We start from the raw sequence: 18,639 nt of genomic DNA, 5'->3' as shown, positions 1-18,639 counted from the left end.
ATTGATCTAATTGTATAATTCCCTTACATATCCCCTTTCGGTAAAAGGACTGGCACTTGCTGTCCTTATCGGAGGGGGTATGTCTTTTTCTCAGGCGTTTGCCCGGGCTGACCAGAATCAGACCATACGCCTGTGTCAAGGGGAATCTATAGAACTCAGTGCTTCAGGCAGAAATGCCACCGCTTACCAGTGGCTGAAGGATGGCCGGCCGATTTCCGATGCCGGACCCACCATCGCCATCTCCGAAACCGGTGTATATGAAGTGATGTCGGTAAATGAATTTAACTGTTCCTCAGAAGTGTCCGATGCTGTGATCGTAAACGTCATGCCACCGCCCATCCTCCGGGTGCTGCAGCCAGCTGTGCTTTGTGAGGGAGGAAGTATTGATTTTACTGCAGCCATAGAAGGGTACGATCCGATTACCTTTGAGTATACGGTAGAAGTTCCATCAGGTAGAACATATAAGCTGGAAGAGGTACCTGATGTGTATGAAGGTGGTGCATTTCAGGTTCAGGCCAATTATATAGGCATGAACTGCGGTTCAAACAAACAAAAGATCATAGTGGAGATTTCCGATGATCCGGTGCAGGCCCTATTTGATTACCAGATCAATGGGCTAGGTCAGAAAGGGGAAGTACTGGCAAATGATGAAGTGGTTTTCGAAAACCATTCATTGGGTGAAAATCTGGTGTACCACTGGGATTTTGGAAATGGGGTGACCAGTGACCAGATGAACCCACGCTTTAGGTTTGATGATATAGGGCAGTATCTGATCAGTCTGACTGTAACCAATCAATATGGCTGCACCTCTTCAATGGACTTACAGATCGACATAAACGAGAATTATCTCATCATGATCCCATCAGGATTTACGCCCCTTGATATGGAAAATAAGACGTTCTTCCCAAAAATGAGAGGGGTATCTTCCTATGAAATGCTGATTTTTAATACCTGGGGAGATCTTATCTATGAGATGAACAGTATGGAGGATCCCGGCTGGGATGGTACGCTGAATGGCAAACTGGCCCCTAACGGGAATTATGTGTACAAAGGAACATTTAACACAGTAGATGGCAAACAAGTCAAAAGAACGGGTGTGTTTACGCTTATAAGATAAGAAGGGTATGAAAAAGTGGTGGATGATCATTTTCATTTTAGGCAGTTTCCGGGCTTTAGGCCAGGATGTGCAGTATTCGCAGTTTTATGCTGCACCTATGTACCTGAACCCGGCTTTTGCAGGTTCGGCTGAACTGACCAGGGTAGGGCTGAATTACCGTAACCAATGGCCCGGACTGGATCATACCTTTAATTCATATTCCGCTTACATCGACCACTATATGTTTGATATCAATAGCGGGATTGGCCTACAGTTTAACGGGTCACAGGAAAGCAGGTCTTCCTTGAGCACGATGGAAGTAGGGCTGGTCTATTCCTATAGGTTACAGTTGGGGTTTAATAATTTCCTCAGATTTGGGGGGCAGGCGAGTTATGTTTCCAGAGATGCTTATTTCGGAGATGTGGTACTTGGTACGCAGATGGATATAAGCAGGGGGATCATAACTGACCGCTATGAGGGGCAGCTGGCCGTGGACAGCAGGCGTCAGTTCGCAGATTTCAGTTTTGGCATGCTGTTCAATAATGACCATGTGTGGCTTGGACTGGCAGGCTTCCACCTCAATCAGCCCAATATGTCCTTTCTGGATGATCAAATCAGTATATTGCCCATGAAGCTTTCTGCCCATGGCGGGATAAGGATCAACCTGCCTGAAGGTGGGGTGAATAATTATTTGAACTACAGCCGCCAGCAGAGAGCGCTTCTGTTTGCTTTCAACTTCAGGCAACAGCAGCCCTTTAACCAGCTTGAAGTAGGTTCCCAGCTGGTTCTGGAACCCATTACTTTAGGGGTATGGTACAGGGGGTTGCCGGTCAAATACAGTCTTCCAAACAATGAAGCCATTATAGCCTCATTTGGTTTTACCTTTGACACCGGATTTGATATAGGATATAGTTTTGATTTTAACACCTCCCGTTTGGGACTCCGAGATTCTGGTGGTGCCCATGAAGTGTCCCTCAGGTATTCCTTTCTATACGGAAATGCCAAAGACAGAAACCGCAAAAGCACGGTATTGCCCTGTTTTAAATTTTAATGGATTAGAAGCATACCCATTAGGTATGCTTCTAATTTTTTTATATCCAATGCATGATGGCTGAATGATATATGTCCATCAGGACGTACCAATATCATGGCTGAATTTATGATGCCATATTTTTTATATAATTCTCTATTTGGCTTTGCCTGGAGATAATGAACCTTTACCGGCAGAGTAGGAAGTTTTTGTAAATTATGAAGTAATAGTTTTACTTGCAGTAGCTTGTCATCCGGGCTAGTGATGATTAACGTAAAATACCTTTCATCAAATAATTCAAATATCCCAATTGTTTTTCCTCTATAATAGATATGGGCCCATCTTGCCCTATCTCCAGCTTTCAGTAAAAAGAATGGGTGAAAGGTAGCCATGCTCAGGCTGCTTCCGCGGTAATTGACTGAAATTTGCGACGCCATCCTAAATACTTTTTTTCTGATCAGTCGGATAGATAAAATCCTGAAAACATATGGAAATATATTCATACGGAAGAAGTCCATCATCTTGTTTTTTTTGGTAAGCCACTGAAAGAAGATATCAGTACTGTAGTAAAGTCTTCTGGCTATGGGATACCGTTCTTCATGATAGGTATTCAAAAGCTCCTTTTTCGCTTTTTGAGAAAGTACAAGGGATAACTTCCACGCCAGATTATAAGCATCCTGTATTCCCGTATTCATTCCTTGTGCCCCCACGGGACTATGGACATGTGCTGCATCTCCAGCTAAAAAAATATTGTCCTTTTGGAATTTATCAGCCAACCGCGAATGGATTTTAAATTTGGAAGACCATCCCAGTTGTTGCAATGCAGCTTTGATATATGGATTTGAGTTTAATATGCTTTGGACATCCTCTTTATAGAGTCCCTCTTTCTGGTTGGGAACAAAGGTGCTGTTTACAAAATTAAATAGCCTGAAGCTATCCATTTTTTTATAGGAGAATAATAGTGATAGGTGCATAGGAGAAAGTAAAAGGTAGACATTACCATGGTTCAAGGGCGTTTTTATCGTGGCATCTGCCAATGAGAAATAAGGTTTGAAAGATTTTCCAATGAAATCAAAATTTCCTTTTTTTCTCACCATGCTATCTGCTCCATCACATCCGACGATAAAGGTGGTATGAAGGGTAGTCACGTTTCCTGAAGCTGTTTTGAACTGAGTGGTATATCCGGTTTCTTCTCTGGTAAAAAATAGCAGTTCATGCTCCCATAGGATGTTTTGATTTTGGTCTTCAAGTGCTTCAGCTAAAAGCTGCTCAGTCATAGATTGAGGAAGGATCAGTAAATGTGGAAAAGGGGTTTCATCATTTAGAATATTCTGAAGGGAAAATTTTGCCACAGCTTTATTTTTCCGAAAGACATGGACTGTGATATCCGTGTTTCCAGCTGCCAGAGCCTCTTCTGCTATGCCCATGCGCTGGAATATTTCAAGGGATCTTGCATGTATTCCAAATGCCTTTGACTCCTTTGTAGGGGAGCTTTTTTTATCAATGATCATAAAATCCACCTTCAACTTCGCCAGCAGATTGGCCAAAGTCAGTCCTGTGGGTCCTGCACCTACTATGAGTACCTGTGTCATATGTTCCATATTACCTATAAAGTCATCTTGGTAGGAGTGTTAGCATATCTTATCCCATGTAGAAATGGATGTCAGATAGGGTATAAGCTCTGTCTGGAAAATGATGTTAGCCAGTGATCGAGGGTACCTTGACGCTGTAATCCAGGCCTTCTTTTATTTGTCATCATAAGCTGTTACGTTAAGGAGAATGATATGGAAAGGCAGAAGAGTGGGTGAAAGAGAACATAAGCAGTCGCCTTGGCAATATGATAGGTGTAATGTGGTGAATTTAAATTTTGAATACAGAGGTCGGTCTACCCAATTTATAAATTTTTAAGGCTGTAAAAAAGATTTGATGGGATTTTTTGGGTACTATAGTTGCTATATGAAACAAGGGGAACCACAATACTTTTTATAAGTCCTCTTGTAAAATGAGGAAATGGAAACACCCTTAAATATTTGATTTAACCTTTTATTCCTACTTCTATGAGATCTATTTGGAACGGTTCGGTAAGCTTTGGATTGGTATCCATACCCGTCAAAATGTACAGTGCTACAGAAGAGCGTCGGCTCTCTCTGGATATGCTGGACAGCGCGGACAATGCACGCATACGCTATAAGCGGGTTAATGAAAATACAGGGGAAGAAGTAGAGTGGAAAGATATCGTAAAGGGGTATAAAAATGATGACGATTCGTACATCGTGCTTTCGGATGAAGACTTTGAACAGGCCAATGTCAAAAAAAGCAGGACCATAGAGATAGAAGCGTTTATAGAGTCTACCGATGTGGCAGATCTCCTCTTCAAAAAGCCTTTTTATCTAGAACCTCAAAAAGAAGGGGGCAAATCCTACAACCTGCTGAGAGATGCACTGAAGAAAACCAGTAAACTGGGGGTAGCTACATTTGTGATGAGACAAAAAGAAAATTTAAGCCTTCTTGGGGTGTATGAAGATGCACTGGTCTTACATGTAATAAGGTTTTCAGATGAGATCAGGAAGCCTTCTGATCTAAAACTGCCTACTACCAAAGTGACTAAAAAGGAAGTGGATATGGCACTGAACCTGATCGATAACTATACTGAAAAATTTGATTTTGGGAAGTTCAAAGATGTATATAATGATCAGCTGACCGAAATCATCAAAGCCAAAGCTTCAGGTAAGAAAACAAAGGTCCAGAAATTTGAAAGCAAAGCGACACCTGCCAAAGACCTGATGGCTCAGCTTAAGGCGAGTTTGGAAAAAAAGAAAACAAAAAAGGCTTCTTAAATGAGCTTAAAAGAGTATTTTAAAAAGCGTGATTTTGAAGCCACACCGGAGCCAAAAGGAGGTAAGGCTAAAGAGGGTGACCAGCTGCGGTTTGTGATCCAGAGGCACCATGCGAGCAGGCTCCATTATGACCTTCGTTTGGAGATGCACGGGACGCTGAAAAGCTGGGCCGTGCCCAAAGGTCCTTCCATGAATCCGGAAGATAAACGACTGGCCATCCAGACAGAGGACCATCCTATAGATTACCTGTATTTCGAAGGTAACATACCTAAAGGTAATTATGGTGCAGGTAACATGGTTATTTGGGATACAGGATATTATGAGCCTGCTTATGGAAAAAACTTGAATGATCTTTCAAAACAATTTTCTCAAGGAAATCTTAAAATAGCAATCCATGGCAATAAAGTCAAAGGTACATTTTCCCTGGTGAAAACCAAGCGGGGAGAAGCTGGAAACCAATGGCTCTTTATGAAAAAAAAAGATGGCTATGCATTGGACATTGCCTATGATGCCGAGGAATATATAGACTATGAATCAGATGGAAATAGGGATATCCTACCCGGATTTTATAAGCCTATGTTGGCCACTAAAACGGATCACATTTTTAATAAACCCGACTGGATATACGAACTGAAATGGGATGGCTATAGGGCGCTGGCCAGTGTCCAAAAAGGAAAGGTTCATTTGTATTCCCGCAATGGCATTTCATTTAAGGACAAGTTTTCCGAAATCTATGAAAGCCTAAAAGATATCCCTCATGATACTGTACTGGATGGGGAAATAGTCAGTTTAAATGAAGGCGGAGTATCTGTTTTTCAGGCTCTGCAAAATTACCCCAATGATAAAGAAGGTGAATTGAGATATTATGTGTTTGATATATTGCATCTCAATGGGCATGATACCACATCGCTGACTTTACTGGAAAGAAAGAGTCTGATTCCAGATGTGATCGAGGGAATAGGGTCTGTATACTACTGCGACCACATAGAGGGCATGGGCAGTGTCTTTTATCAGAAGGCGATAGATTCGGGTATGGAAGGAGTGATAGCCAAAAAAGCTGGCTCCACCTATAGCCCTGGCATGCGCACGGAAAGCTGGTTAAAAGTAAAATCCCACGAGCGTCAGGAAGTCATCATCTGTGGGTACACTCTGGCCAACGATGGTGGTGCTGGATTCGGATCTTTGATATTGGGAGTTTTTGAGGGGGATCTGCTGCGTTATGTTGGAAATTGTGGTTCGGGGTTCGATGAAGAAACTATCAGGGCTCTACTGGCATTATTTGAGCCTTTGCAGGCAGTAGATTCCCCGTTTGGGAAAAAGATAAACCTTAAAGGAAGGAAGCCTGTTTGGCTAAAACCAGAAATGATCTGCGAAGTGAAATTTTCTAAATGGACAAAATCGGGGCATATGAGGCATCCCGTTTATAAAGGCCTTAGAATGGATAAAATCCCGACTGAAATAGAAAAAGAAAACTCCAAAAATTCGGCTAAGCCCTCGGGGAGCAAAAATACCAATACCAATGGAGGAGGATCCTTGGAACTGGACGGAGTATCCGTGCCGGTAAGTAATTTAGATAAGGTATACTGGCCCAAAGAAAATTTTACAAAATATGACCTGATCAATTATTACTTACAGGTAGGGGAGACCATGCTACCATATCTCATGGACAGGCCCCAAAATATGCACCGGCACCCCGAGGGGATTAACGGGGAAGGTTTCTATCACAAAGATACCTCGGGTATTTTTCCACATTGGATAGAAACCCAAAAGGTACACAGTAAATCCAAAGAAGATAGTATTGAATACCTGCTTTGTCAAAATGAAGCTACTTTACTTTACATGGCCAATTTGGGATGTATAGAAATCAATCCCTGGATATCAAGAAAAGAAAGTCTGGATTCTCCTGATTATACGGTTATCGACCTTGATCCTTCTTCTAAAAATACCTTTGAAGAGGTTATCGAAGTGGCCCAGGCAGTGAAAGAGGTATTGGATCGTGGAGGGGTAAAAGGGTATTGTAAAACGTCTGGTTCAAGTGGCTTACACATTTATCTGCCCTTGGCACCTGGCTATAGTTATGATGAGGCTAGAGATTTTACCAAATTACTTTGCTATTATGTCCAGGAACTGGTACCGGATATTACCAGTATGGAAAGAAGTGTCAAAAAGAGAAATGACAAAATCTATTTGGATTTCATGCAAAACAGAAAGGGACAGACCCTGGCAGCTCCATACTGTGCCAGACCAAAACCCGGAGCCACAGTCTCTGCCCCATTACACTGGGACGAAGTAAAAACCGGACTGAAGATGGGGGATTTTACGATCAAATCCGTACCGGAACGGTTAGAAAAAATAGGGGATTTATTTGAAGGGGTATTAAGGGAACACAATAATATAGAATCAGTATTGACCAAATTATCCGAAGAGCTGTAAAAGGCTCTACAAAAAAAAGAGGCTGTCTCTCAAATAGGGACAGCCTCTTTTTTATTCGGGTCGGTATCTGGATCAATTTTCATACAGCCATATCTCAGGCTCTTGAACTGATTTACCGGCCGCTTTTTTAATTATTTGTAGGTTCTAATCTGTAGATAGCCCCATCTTCTTTTTCATCCGTTGCGATATATAAGAACCCATCAGGTCCTTGGCGAACGTCTCTGATTCTTCCTATTTTTTCTTTAAGTAGGATTTCTTCATTAGTAACTTCATCTCCTTCTATGGTAAGTCTGTGAAGTTGTTCTTTAACGAGGGACCCGACAAACATACTTCCGTTCCAACTGTTAATCTGGCCCCCAAAGTAAAAAGCCATACCTGATGGTGCCATATTATCTCTCCATATATGAATTGGTTTCGTAACTCCCGGAGCTTCTTCCCCTATGCCAATCGGTTCGGAAGTATCATATTCAGGGGCAAAGGCCACTTGGGGCCATCCATAATTATTTCCTTTTTCTATCTTAAAAAGAAGGTCACCTCCATCAGGTCCATGCTCAGCTGTCCAGATTTCCCCTGTGGTAGGATGTATGGCCAGCGCCTGATTGTTTCTATGTCCGAAACTATATATTTCAGGTCGTAGGTTCCCTGGTGCCTGGTTGACAAATGGGTTATCCATAGTGGCGCCTCCATCTTCTTTTAGCCTGATCATAGACCCGGCAGGATCTGTCAGGTCCTGAGAAGGATATCTTATCCCTCGGTCTCCTATAGAAAAGATTACGTTACCATCGCCAGGGAATATGATTCGTGAACCGTAGTGTCTTCCCGGAGCTGTTCGTGGTATTTGGGTATAGAGGGTCTCCAGATCTTCCAGATCACTGCTGTCATCGGCCAGTTTAGCTCTTGCCAATGCAGTACCAGTGGCGTATTCCTCATCTCCACTGAAGTTGGAATCGTCATCTCCGGGACTGGAATAGGTAAAATAAATCCACCCATTGTCTGTATAATCAGGGTGTACCACCACATCTAAAAGTCCACCTTGGTTTCCGCCGTCATCCGCTGACTTCATGTCTTCCTCCACATCTATCTGAGGTAGGTTTTTGAGTTCGGTGACCTTATCCCCATCTATGAGGTGAAGTCTTCCCGGCCGTTCTGTGATAAGCATTCTTCCATCCGGAAGCCAAGCTATTGCCCAGGGGTTTTCCAGACCTTCCACTACTTTTATCAATCTAAAGTTGGTTTCATCGCTTTCGATCGATTCTTCTAATACAGTATTGGTCACTTTGACCTGTGCTTCAGAAGGTGATGACCAACATAGAGCGGCTGCTAAGGTACCCAGCGGGATGATGTTTTTTTTGAAATTCATTGTATAGGATAGGTTAAAAATATGTTTGTAATGATTACTTAAGGTATAATTCCTTTAATATTTAACATTTAAACACCTATCTACCTATTTTGTTTGTATTTTTTTACGAAAAGATAGCTTTTCTTTTTAATTCGAAAAGGCTGTTAAAGCTTACCTTATGCATGCTATATATAATTTTTCCCAATAAATAGTGGGTTGGTATTATACAACTAAATAAAAAACAGATAAGAACTATCCGATATGGATGCTTATGGGAATACAGTGTTGTGGATATGGTAACCGGTCTTTGGTCCGTTTATAAATTTGGTTTCTAAGTCTGTAAAGGTGTTTTCAGTTAAACCGCTTTGGATGAATGACTTTTTGAAAAATGCATAATCGGAATACTCTGTGTCTTTATAGGAGATAAGTTGCTGTATCCATAGCCACATGCTATCATTTCCGATTTCTTTCTCAATGGCTGTAAGTAGCAGGGGTACATAGGCATAACGGTAAAGACTGCTCACTTCATCCTGATGGCCGATATCTGAAAGATGCAGAAATGGTAATCCCTGCACTTGTTCTTTATATTTTTCTAGAAATGCATCGTAAAAAGCATCTCCAAATATATGTCTGTTAGCCTGTAAGGATAGGTATTCTGTCACTCCTTCTAAAAGAACCCAGAAAAGTGGGCCACGGGGCTGAAAGACATTCCCTATATAATAATGGGCGACTTCATGTGCAAGCGAGCTGATCCTGACCTCATCCAGATTACCTTCTTTAAAAAAGCCTTTCATGCCCTGATGATCAGTTCCTATGATGGCTATGGTAGGATAGGTCGCAAATAGCCATGCATTGTCCGCGCTGGTGGGTTCTGATGACATAATGGTCAGGTCATGACCTATACTCATATGTATCTTTGAGGCATAAAAGGCTTTTACCCTTTCCAGATAATCAATTACAGCTATATCCTGTTCTTCCTTCAGTGGGGAATTGACCAGCGCTATGCCCCGTTGAATGTCAAAATCAAAATTCCCGGCAAAAAGCAATAAGGGCACAGCCTTATCCGAAGATAGTGTTCCATACTGTCCTCCCTGGGGTAAACTCCCGTTTAAAAATATTGAACTGCAGTCATTGCACGATATTTCTAAGTCGTACTTTACATCAGTAAGCTGTACTCCATCAGTAGGGTTATACCATATCGGATACCAAACCGTCTGTTCTGATGCTCGGATGGAGTTATGGTTAAAGGCTAAATTCCCTTTCCAGTCATAAGGGCCAATTTTATCCCTTTTGGCTCTGGTTTCTCTATATTCGTAGACCAAGTTGATACTACCTCGAGTATTGGGTGGAAGTTCGTACTGTACAGCATCTACATAGTTTTCAGAATTATTTTTCTTATTGGTTCGGATGCTTATATCATTTGCTTTGATGTTTGGATTTTTAAAGGCCTGGTTCAATAGTAATTCGTAGCCTTCAGGAATATGATCGTAATTTAAGTTGCAGCTAAGGGTTCGGTGTTTGACAGAGATCTCTATTTTACCTGAGAGATGTGGCGTTTGTCCATATAGATCTATAACCGGAAAACTTATCCAAATTATAATAGACAAAATACCCATTATTTTATTTTCCATAGGATTTATTTGGGTGATCATGAATTAACCCCTTTAGGTTAATGAAGTATTAAGGTGTATGGATAGTAAGCAATGAGATTATACTTCTTGGACGGGAGGAACCTCTAATTCTTGGATGTTCCATCCGGAAAGTACCGCACCTGCCAGATAGGCTGATTCCATGAAAGCCAACAGGGATTTTTCCGGATCTTTTCTTTTGATCAGTTCATGATAGGATAGAAACGCCATAGGACTACCGTTATTATCCACCCATACTGCTTCTTCTGGAGACAGGGTTTCATTGATTAGCCCGGATGGACTCGGATAGGTATATGCATAATAGCCCGGTTCTTTTACCTTTTCATCCCCTGGCCAAAATCCAAAGCTGATATTTTCATGAGAATAAGCTTCCCTGTCCACCGATCCTTTCATATTGTTTTCGGTGACTCTTTTTCCCGAGAACCGGGTCACAGCTAGATCCATATGATGCCAGAATAACTGCACCGGGCTGGTCTTTCCATAGAACCTGCCCTCAAATACAGAAAAACAATTGTGTGTCCACAGCAGTATTTTCCAATACCGCTGCACATAGTTTGGGTCATAATGGTGGATATGGGTGAGTTTGCTGAAGGGATCATTTATTTCCAAATCGTAAGGTTGGTCTTTATTTATCCTGACTGGAATATTTAACTGATAGAGTTGATCTGTGAGGAGTGCGTAAAACCTGGAAACAGATAACCCATATATAAGATCATATCTTCTTACTTCACCTTTGGCATTGTTGATTTGGACGGTATGCTTTAAGAGGTTGATTTCGATAGAAAAGCTGCCGGTTCCATTCTGGTAGGGAATAGGACCAGTAGTGATACCTTTTGATGAAATCCTAAGGGAAATGTTCCACCAGTGATTTTTACGTGGCATCATGGCCAACTTAACCTTTCCGATGATCTGTAAAAAGAGGTGTAGGGTAATTTTGCTTTTATTCCATTCTTCCAGTGGCAGGAGTGGCAGTTTAAGGTTGTTGTCCATTTTTTTAAAACAGGTTGGTCTGATATGGCTAGGTTGTGTTTTCTTTTAACTACAGGGGAGAGCAATAAGTTAAGGTTAACAAAAAAAACCTGGCTAAATAGCGCCAGGTTTTGATATATATTAATCAAGTCCACCTTTTCTAGTGGCTTTTCTTTGTGTGGGCCAACTGATTTGTGTCCCTGTTCGGGGGTTGACCGGAAGTACACTTTTTTCTCTGGATGTCTTTTCTGGATCTTCGCTGGCCATATAGGCCAATATGGCGGTAAGGATAGCGTTATTCTGCACATCATCAAATACAATTTTATCATAAGTATCCCGATTAGTATGCCAGGTATAACTAAAATATGACCAATTCAACGAACTTAAAGAGAAAGCCGGTGCACCTACAGCCAGGAATGAAGCATAATCAGATCCACCACCAGACGGGGTACCGGGAAAACTGGTTTCTATATGCGTACTGATTTCTCTTGGTACGGCAGAAAGCCACCTTGGTATGTATTCATAGGCATGTAAAAAGCCCTGCCCGGTTATATTTACGACTCTACCTGTTCCATTATCCTGGTTAAATACAGCCTGAATATTATCTACTATTTCAGGATGGTCCTCTACAAAGGCCCTAGACCCGTTGAGTCCTTGTTCTTCACTGCCCCAGTGGCCTGCTATGATGGTTCTTTTGGGATTAGGGTACATTTTTTTCAATATCCTCATGGCCTCCATCATCACGAGGGTGCCGGTAGCGTTATCTGTAGCCCCTGTGCCACCATCCCAAGAGTCAAAATGGGCAGAGAGGATAATGTATTCGTCAGGATTTTCAGTACCCGGTATGGTGGCTATGGTATTGAAGGTAGGCTGCTCACCCAGTTCCTTTGATTCTGCCAATACCCTGATTTGGGGTTTTGCGCCATTTTCTACCATCCTGTAAAGCATGCCATAATCTTCTAGGGCTATATCCAGTGTAGGGATTTTTTTAGTATTGGCCCCGAAAATCTTATTCACTCCAAATCCTGCAGACCAGTATGAGGCTATTATACCGGCAGCCCCAGCATCTTCCAAAGCTGTCACTATCGTCCTCGGGTTATAACCGGTTTTTTGAATGCGGCTGGCCCAGGCTTCGGTCTGTTCCGTTCTTTCCTTTTTCATTTTTTCAAATGACGCTTCAGTGGCAAACTCTTTCCAGTTGTAATCAGGCCGTCCGGTAGGCTGCATCATGGAAATCATGACAAATTTCCCTTTGGCATTGGGAAGCCAGTTTTTAAATGCAGCTGAATCAGCAAGATCCGGGATCATGATAACCTCTGCAGTGACAGCTCTTTTCATACCGGGGCTCCAGGCGAGTTGCATGCCCTCCAGGGATACTACTCTTGGGGAGACCAGATCGATGTGGGTGATGCCTCTTTCCCAGCCTCTCCAAACACCCCACTGTTCGTTTTCGGCAGATATATCCCATTCTGCATATTTTTTGACTGCCCATTCATGAGCGTGCTGCATCTGGGGAGTTCCTACCAGCCTTGGGCCGATCAGATCGGTCATTTCGTAAGCCAGGTTTTTCAGCTGGGAATTTTCATTTGCTTCTTTAATGATGTTTTCGATTATTTCATTCTTTTCCTGAGCATGGACCTGAAGGAAGATGACCCAAAAGAATAAAACCAAAATTGTACCTCTACGCATAGTTTAAAATGTTATGATGTAATGTGTTGATCTCTGTTCCCGAAAATAAGCATAAAATCCCAATCTGATTTTAATTTATCTATAAACGTCTACCTGGTGTTGTGATCGGTTAATTAAAAAGTATGCTGTGCGATAAAAAAAAATGGCCCACCGTCTGTGAACAGTGGGCCAGTAGTAATTTTTATGTGGATCAGACTTTTCCCAGGGTGACTACCGTCTTAAGTAGGCTATCATGAAGCGCCTTTCTCGTTTCCGCAAATTTAGGCTTAAAGGTAAAATTTGTATATTTGCTCAAATGTATGGCAAGCCTGTTTTCAGCTTCAAAAGATTCCACTGTGATCTTTAAACCACTGGAATACTCCAACTGTACCATATCCATCTGAGCAAAATCGTGTTTCCCTTTCCTTCCGGTCAGTTTGTTCTGGAAGGTCTGCTTTTTATAATCTGTGATCAGGATAAGTTCATCAGCCAGATCATCTTCAGGTGGTTTGGTCCTGAATTTATCAAACAGTTTTTTTATACTGGTATCCCTTGTGATATTGAACGTTTTTTCCAGATATAGTCTATACCTGGTTTGGATGTCTATATGTTTATCCAGAATACTCAGATCTTTGGACAGTAAGGAAGTAAAGAATGAATGGAACAGTTCAAGGATACGATCCGGATTTTTATCCAAATCAATGTCCAGGATCACCGTATTTCTGTCATCAAACGCCATAACTGTTTCATGGCTATCATCATTTGTCGCTATGGTATCCTTTAAGGCTTCCACTCCAGAGTGCGATACTTTAACCGGGACGCCATTTTTGGTAGCTATACTGTCCAGCTGGTCGGAAAGTATCATTGATTTTACTAAGAGAAGTCCAGAATCTCCATATGGCCTATCTCTTGTTACGGTTTGTACCACATGATCACAGATGAGGGCAGCCTGCTGATGTGCATTGAAAGCCTGAAATTTATCTTCGAGATTCTTATAAGCCAGAATGATTCGGTTCATAGAAACATCAAAGCCTATAATAAAATCAAGATCTTCAGATTTGGCCACCTCAATGGCAGGCATTAGGAATTTGAAATTAAGGGTCTCATCCGAGATTTCTTCGGTATTATAAAACTTGGTCTGATAGGCTACCTTTGTAGTATCGGTGGGTAGGGTGATTTGTCTGCCAGTGGGAAGATACAGCAAACCTTTCATGTTTTCTTTTTTTTGATCGAGCTTATCAGAGGAAACTTCTGAGATATCCATAGGTGTTTTTTTTAATTTAATTGCCAATACATTCCACCCAACATGTAGAACAACTGGAGATGGGAGTGTTGACAACGTTTTAATAAGGGGCCAAGGGACTTGTGAATACAATTCAACACTTAAAATTAGCTGAAATTCCCTGAAAAAGCTAATTTTTCCACAGTATCAAATTATTTGATTGGTAGGCTTAAAAATCAGTGTATAGCGGCGTTAGTGACTAGATCCAGTGCCTGTCTCATATTATCTAGTATATCTATTTGTGTTTCAATATTATACATTTGGAGAAGCCGGATTGGATCTTGGAATCCTAAATAGGTAATTTCATTTTCTTTCCATATGAGTATACGTAGGGGAAGCTCTATAGCCACTCTCGGGTCTTCTTGCATCAATATTGTACCAGCTTTAGGATTACCAAAGATGATTACAGCTGTAGGCAAAAGGTCCAGACCTACTTTATCAGCTGCTTCCGTATGATTGATATGTTGGATCAGCTCCATATCTTGGGATTTTATTTCAGCTTTGAGTTTCTGTAAGGTTTTAGCATAACTGTTTTCACTAGTTTTTATGATAAACTCTTGGGCGCTTACAGTTCTCCAGCCTACCGTGCACATGATCAAAAGAACATATAGCCCCACTATTGAAATCAATTGTTTCATATTCAAACCATTAGGTTAAAAAAATGACCTGGATAAAACCCAGGTCTTTGGTTATTTACTCTTTGTCCCTCCGTAAGTAGGTTCACTGTTTTTGGTTTTATCGGGGTTTCGGTTGGTTCCTTCTTCCAAATGCGGAGGAATGGAACCATCCTCTTCTAGGTATTTGTCCTTAAGTGCTTCTTCTTTTTCCAGTGCTTCTTTGGATCTGCCTTCCTTAATGGCTGCTTTGTCTTCGGTACCGGGATCTGAAGGATTTGATTTTCCCTGTGGGGAAGGTGTATTTTTATGGTCATTGTTCATAATAAGTCATTTTATGGTTTATAGTAATTATAAAAACAACACGTCATGAGGCTAATGGTTTTGAAAAATCAAAAAAAACGGATATGGAGGTAAATTTAAATGATGAACTATAGATCATTAGAAAATGATTTGGGCACTGACGCTTTATTAACATTGGCTATCAATACAGCGGGCTGTATATTTTTTTATTCAGCCGGCTGTTTTATCCTAATAGTATGCTCAAAACTATTTTTACTCCATTAGATAGGGGTTGTCATAATGCTCGGATATCAATATTGCATTGTCTTTTGGTTTTATGCCATGGCCAAATTTTACTGCCCAGGTACGGGTGAATTCCGCTCCATAAAAAAGGATCATACTCACATACGATATCCAGATCAGGATAAGGACGATGGATCCTGCTGCCCCATACACTGATTCTGGTTCTGCTGTACCAAAGTATATGCTTAACCCAAATTTTCCAATCTCAAATAATAATGCCGTAAGAAATCCACCTACCCATACGGATTTCCATTCTATTTTCGCATCGGGTAGCATTTTGAACATCATAGCAAAAAGCGTAGCTATCACACCCAAAGAAATCAGGTAGTTGACAATATTGATCAATATGAATAAATAGGAAGGCAGGTAGGTCTGTAGCCAATCACTGAGTATAGCCATCATAGATGAAAGCACCAGCGAAATCAACAGTAAAAATCCAATGACAAGGATAAGTCCAAATGAAAAAAGCCTGTCCACAAGGTATTTTTTCATGGCCCCTCCCGGCTTAGGCATCACGCCCCAGATGCGGTTAAGTGATTTTTGCAACTGGAAAAACACCGTCGTGGCACCAAATATGATCACGCCGACTCCGATGATTATACCTATGGTACCGGATTCGGCCTGACTGGCATTGGCTACCAATTCCTCCACCATGACAGCCGCATCTGATCCTATCATTTCGGAAATTTCATTGGATAGATTGCCTGAGACGGCATCCTCCCCAAAAAAATAACCCGCTATACTGATGATAATTACCAATAGGGCAGGTAGGGACAATATAGCATAAAAGGAGATGATGGCAGCCTGCCGAAAAGGGTCGGCATCATTCCATCGTTTACCTGAAGCTTTTAACACTTCCCATAATTTTTTTAACGTTACTTTTTCTTCAAAAATAGCCATAGTAGATTGGTTGTATCAGTTTATCCGTAAAAATTTGCTTACTGGTTTTAAAAACCCCTGCCGCTCCTTTTTGTTATAAATAAATAATCCTTTATCTCTTAGAATCAATATTTATTCCACATAATTTAAAATCCCTACATATGGCCTGCATAAATTTAAAAATTCTGGGATGCGGAGATGCTTTTTGCAGTGGAGGCAAATTTAACAGTGCTTTTTTCTTTTCTACCTCGCATATTAATTTCTTGCTGGAATGCGGGGCGACTACCCTGCTGGCCTTAAAAAAGCATCGCATACCTACCCATAGCATAGATGCAGTGATCATTTCCCATTTTCATGGGGATCATTTCGGTGGGTTAATATTTTTATTGTTAGAAGAAAAGAAAAACAAAAGGGAAAAGCCGCTCTATATCGTCAGTCCTATAGGGATGGACGATAAGCTGAAAGCAGCAGCTGATTTGTTTTATCCGGGTTCAGACATTTTATCTGATTTGAATATTATATATAAATTTTATGGTGCCCATCAGCAGTTGGACCTCGGAAGTCTGGTCATAAAAACCTTTCCTGTCATCCATTCCCCAGATACCCTTCCTCATGGAGTAAGAATGGAAGTGGATGGTGTAACTATCGCTTATTCCGGGGATACCGAATGGACAGAGGAAATCATCCCTTTGTCTGATGAAGCAGATTTATTCATCTGTGAATGTAATTTTTATAGCACAGAAAGTGCTGGCCATTTGTCTTACAAGGTTTTATCCAATAAAGATTTAAACTGTAAAAGATTACTTCTCACACATCTAGGAGAAGAGATGCTTCATCTTAAAGCGGATATCCAATATGAAGTGGCAGAGGACGGCAAGGAATATATTATCTCAGGTATAAAATAAACTGTTTAAACCCATAAAAAAACCCTGCCTGGGCAGGGTAGGTAGTATCAGGAATGCTTACTTGAGATCAGGTCTAGCTTCCAGGGCTTTTAGAAGAAAGTGTTTTTCCATGTCTATCTCTTTTCGCGTACGCACTTTAAGTTTTCTCAAAAGTTCCAATGGCGGGCACCATCCCTGTATAGCGTGCTGTGCCATAAAAGCGGTAACCAATCCTGATAGGAGTAACCATTTCTTGCTGCCAATAGCACTTAGCAGGATACCGGTGAGGGCCAAAGTAGAGGCATTCAGTTCGAGGATTCTTTCTATATCCCATTCCGCATCAAGTTCTTCTATCCTCCGTTTGATGGTTACCGGATTTTGAATGGAATAAAATTCTACATTTTCTTCCATTTGCTGATCTATAGCTTCATTTATTTCAGAAGAAGTAAATGATCTTACCCTGTCATTGGTTATTTTTTCAGTGATGTGCATGGTTTCCGATTATTTATTTATGAATTTAAAAGTACCACTTTCTACCATCAAATTTAATGCCTTCATATGAAGCATAGAGTATACGCTCCCAAGTAGCACTTAATATTCTCTTCTCCTTCTGACATTCTCATTTAAGAATTCGTACAGGAGACCCAAGACAGTATCATGGTCCATGTCTAAAAATTCATGATCACGATGGTAGATATTAAAGCCGATGATCAGTTCATCCAGTTCTACTTCAAGGAGTTCAAAACGGTTCATCAGCACTTGTTTGATAGAATCTGACTGAATCACTTCGAGGTAAGGAGCTTGCCTATTGAGTTTTTCGAGCGCTCTTTTATATTGTCTTTTGTTTCTTTCCCTTTTGGTAAAATAGGAAATAGGCCCGTCCAGGGTCAGTCCAGGAGTAAGGTCGGTGTGTGATCGGCTATGTCCTGGCATTACCCTGCCCGGTCCCATTGGTTTACGGTCTGGGTCCCGATCCAAAGAGATACCCGGTATGTACATAGAAGGTCGATCAGCATATACATATGCAGCCGGTAACCCCACTGCATCAAAAGTCAAGGGAATGATCACATGGTCAATATCTTCCACTATGATAAGATGGGTGACATATCCTTCTTTTGAAAATGTCACAGAATCACCCATCAATACTTCCATCCTAAAATAGCCTCTATCATTACTGGTAAAAGATTCGGCTGTACGGAGATTTTGTACCTTTACCCCCTTCATATTGTACTGATCCTGAGCATCAATGATATTGCCCGTCAGTACCTGCCCGTATGTGGTCAATGATATGAGGGAAATAAAAAATAAAAAAAACAATGCTTTCATGTATACGAAGATACAGCTTGATTTTAAGATGTAGAAGATATGATTGTT

16 protein-coding genes are annotated in these 18,639 nt (G+C 41.2%); 5 read left to right on the top strand and 11 right to left on the bottom strand.

Going from position 1 to position 18,639, the window contains the following annotated elements; translation table 11 throughout:
• Window positions 1-10: 10 nt before the first annotated feature.
• Both EL17_RS02825 and EL17_RS02820 read left to right on the top strand, forming a co-directional pair.
• A complete protein-coding gene (locus EL17_RS02825; protein WP_035069791.1) occupies window positions 11-1,117 on the top strand; it encodes a T9SS C-terminal target domain-containing protein in 1,107 nt (368 codons plus the stop codon).
• Window positions 1,118-1,124: 7 nt separating this feature from the next.
• A complete protein-coding gene (locus EL17_RS02820; RefSeq protein WP_035069789.1) occupies window positions 1,125-2,147 on the top strand; it encodes a PorP/SprF family type IX secretion system membrane protein in 1,023 nt (340 codons plus the stop codon).
• Here the strand turns inward: EL17_RS02820 and EL17_RS02815 are convergent.
• On the bottom strand, window positions 2,144-3,718 hold the full coding sequence (locus EL17_RS02815) for an FAD-dependent monooxygenase (protein WP_164674923.1): 1,575 nt from the start codon (window positions 3,716-3,718) through the stop codon (window positions 2,144-2,146). The two genes, EL17_RS02820 and EL17_RS02815, sit on opposite strands and share 4 nt — an antisense overlap.
• Before the next feature lie 465 nt (window positions 3,719-4,183).
• Here EL17_RS02815 and ku point away from each other — a divergent pair, with 465 nt between their 5' ends.
• Both ku and ligD read left to right on the top strand, forming a co-directional pair.
• Window positions 4,184-4,963 carry a non-homologous end joining protein Ku gene (gene ku / locus EL17_RS02810; protein WP_035069785.1) on the top strand — a complete coding sequence of 260 codons (780 nt, stop codon included), beginning with the start codon at window positions 4,184-4,186 and terminating at the stop codon, window positions 4,961-4,963.
• A complete protein-coding gene (ligD, locus tag EL17_RS02805; protein ID WP_035069782.1) occupies window positions 4,964-7,396 on the top strand; it encodes a DNA ligase D in 2,433 nt (810 codons plus the stop codon).
• 127 nt (window positions 7,397-7,523) lie between these two features.
• Here the strand turns inward: ligD and EL17_RS02800 are convergent, their stop codons facing one another.
• From EL17_RS02800 to EL17_RS02765, 8 genes are all read right to left on the bottom strand, one after another.
• A complete protein-coding gene (locus tag EL17_RS02800; protein ID WP_035069780.1) occupies window positions 7,524-8,756 on the bottom strand; it encodes a PQQ-dependent sugar dehydrogenase in 1,233 nt (410 codons plus the stop codon).
• Window positions 8,757-9,004: 248 nt separating this feature from the next.
• The gene (locus tag EL17_RS02795) at window positions 9,005-10,366 is read right to left on the bottom strand and encodes a M1 family metallopeptidase (protein ID WP_164674922.1); all 1,362 of its coding nucleotides are present in this window, start codon (window positions 10,364-10,366) and stop codon (window positions 9,005-9,007) included.
• A gap of 78 nt (window positions 10,367-10,444) precedes the next feature.
• Window positions 10,445-11,374 (bottom strand): DUF5996 family protein, encoded by a 930-nt coding sequence (locus EL17_RS02790; RefSeq protein ID WP_035069776.1) that lies wholly within the window; start codon window positions 11,372-11,374, stop codon window positions 10,445-10,447.
• A gap of 120 nt (window positions 11,375-11,494) precedes the next feature.
• On the bottom strand, window positions 11,495-13,042 hold the full coding sequence (locus tag EL17_RS02785; protein ID WP_035069774.1) for a M20/M25/M40 family metallo-hydrolase: 1,548 nt from the start codon (window positions 13,040-13,042) through the stop codon (window positions 11,495-11,497).
• A 190-nt stretch (window positions 13,043-13,232) separates the two neighbouring features.
• Complete coding sequence (locus EL17_RS02780; RefSeq protein ID WP_035069772.1) at window positions 13,233-14,285, bottom strand: hypothetical protein; 1,053 nt, start codon at window positions 14,283-14,285, stop codon at window positions 13,233-13,235.
• Window positions 14,286-14,479: 194 nt separating this feature from the next.
• Window positions 14,480-14,941: a DUF302 domain-containing protein gene (locus EL17_RS02775; RefSeq protein ID WP_035069770.1), complete on the bottom strand. Its 462-nt coding sequence runs from the start codon at window positions 14,939-14,941 to the stop codon at window positions 14,480-14,482.
• 51 nt (window positions 14,942-14,992) lie between these two features.
• On the bottom strand, window positions 14,993-15,241 hold the full coding sequence (locus EL17_RS02770) for a hypothetical protein (RefSeq protein WP_035069764.1): 249 nt from the start codon (window positions 15,239-15,241) through the stop codon (window positions 14,993-14,995).
• Between the two features lie 231 nt (window positions 15,242-15,472).
• On the bottom strand, window positions 15,473-16,402 hold the full coding sequence (locus EL17_RS02765) for a YihY/virulence factor BrkB family protein (RefSeq protein ID WP_035069763.1): 930 nt from the start codon (window positions 16,400-16,402) through the stop codon (window positions 15,473-15,475).
• Between the two features lie 140 nt (window positions 16,403-16,542).
• On the opposite strand from EL17_RS02765, the gene EL17_RS02760 reads away from it, so the two are divergent.
• Window positions 16,543-17,286 (top strand): MBL fold metallo-hydrolase, encoded by a 744-nt coding sequence (locus EL17_RS02760; protein ID WP_051719769.1) that lies wholly within the window; start codon window positions 16,543-16,545, stop codon window positions 17,284-17,286.
• Between the two features lie 57 nt (window positions 17,287-17,343).
• Here EL17_RS02760 and EL17_RS02755 read toward each other — a convergent pair whose 3' ends face one another.
• On the bottom strand, window positions 17,344-17,757 hold the full coding sequence (locus EL17_RS02755) for a YgaP family membrane protein (protein WP_035069761.1): 414 nt from the start codon (window positions 17,755-17,757) through the stop codon (window positions 17,344-17,346).
• Window positions 17,758-17,856: 99 nt separating this feature from the next.
• Window positions 17,857-18,591, bottom strand: coding sequence for a hypothetical protein (locus tag EL17_RS02750; RefSeq protein WP_051719768.1), 735 nt, complete (start codon window positions 18,589-18,591; stop codon window positions 17,857-17,859).
• Window positions 18,592-18,639 lie beyond the last annotated feature (48 nt).

Source organism: Anditalea andensis (genome assembly GCF_000714815.1).
In the GTDB taxonomy this organism is placed as follows: domain Bacteria; phylum Bacteroidota; class Bacteroidia; order Cytophagales; family Cyclobacteriaceae; genus Anditalea; species Anditalea andensis.
The sequence above is the reverse complement of the archived record's forward strand: the minus strand, read 5'-3'. Positions and strand labels throughout refer to the sequence as shown.

Bases quoted from the DNA above. Each gene is read 5' to 3' on its own strand.
- EL17_RS02820 (WP_035069789.1), top strand. From the start codon at position 1,125: ATGAAAAAGTGGTGGATGATCATTTTCATTTTAGGCAGTTTCCGGGCT.
- EL17_RS02815 (WP_164674923.1), bottom strand. From the start codon at position 3,718: ATGACACAGGTACTCATAGTAGGTGCAGGACCCACAGGACTGACTTTG.
- ku (WP_035069785.1), top strand. From the start codon at position 4,184: ATGAGATCTATTTGGAACGGTTCGGTAAGCTTTGGATTGGTATCCATA.
- ligD (WP_035069782.1), top strand. From the start codon at position 4,964: ATGAGCTTAAAAGAGTATTTTAAAAAGCGTGATTTTGAAGCCACACCG.
- EL17_RS02800 (WP_035069780.1), bottom strand. From the start codon at position 8,756: ATGAATTTCAAAAAAAACATCATCCCGCTGGGTACCTTAGCAGCCGCT.
- EL17_RS02795 (WP_164674922.1), bottom strand. From the start codon at position 10,366: ATGGAAAATAAAATAATGGGTATTTTGTCTATTATAATTTGGATAAGT.
- EL17_RS02790 (WP_035069776.1), bottom strand. From the start codon at position 11,374: ATGGACAACAACCTTAAACTGCCACTCCTGCCACTGGAAGAATGGAAT.
- EL17_RS02785 (WP_035069774.1), bottom strand. From the start codon at position 13,042: ATGCGTAGAGGTACAATTTTGGTTTTATTCTTTTGGGTCATCTTCCTT.
- EL17_RS02780 (WP_035069772.1), bottom strand. From the start codon at position 14,285: ATGGATATCTCAGAAGTTTCCTCTGATAAGCTCGATCAAAAAAAAGAA.
- EL17_RS02775 (WP_035069770.1), bottom strand. From the start codon at position 14,941: ATGAAACAATTGATTTCAATAGTGGGGCTATATGTTCTTTTGATCATG.
- EL17_RS02770 (WP_035069764.1), bottom strand. From the start codon at position 15,241: ATGAACAATGACCATAAAAATACACCTTCCCCACAGGGAAAATCAAAT.
- EL17_RS02765 (WP_035069763.1), bottom strand. From the start codon at position 16,402: ATGGCTATTTTTGAAGAAAAAGTAACGTTAAAAAAATTATGGGAAGTG.
- EL17_RS02760 (WP_051719769.1), top strand. From the start codon at position 16,543: ATGGCCTGCATAAATTTAAAAATTCTGGGATGCGGAGATGCTTTTTGC.
- EL17_RS02755 (WP_035069761.1), bottom strand. From the start codon at position 17,757: ATGCACATCACTGAAAAAATAACCAATGACAGGGTAAGATCATTTACT.
- EL17_RS02750 (WP_051719768.1), bottom strand. From the start codon at position 18,591: ATGAAAGCATTGTTTTTTTTATTTTTTATTTCCCTCATATCATTGACC.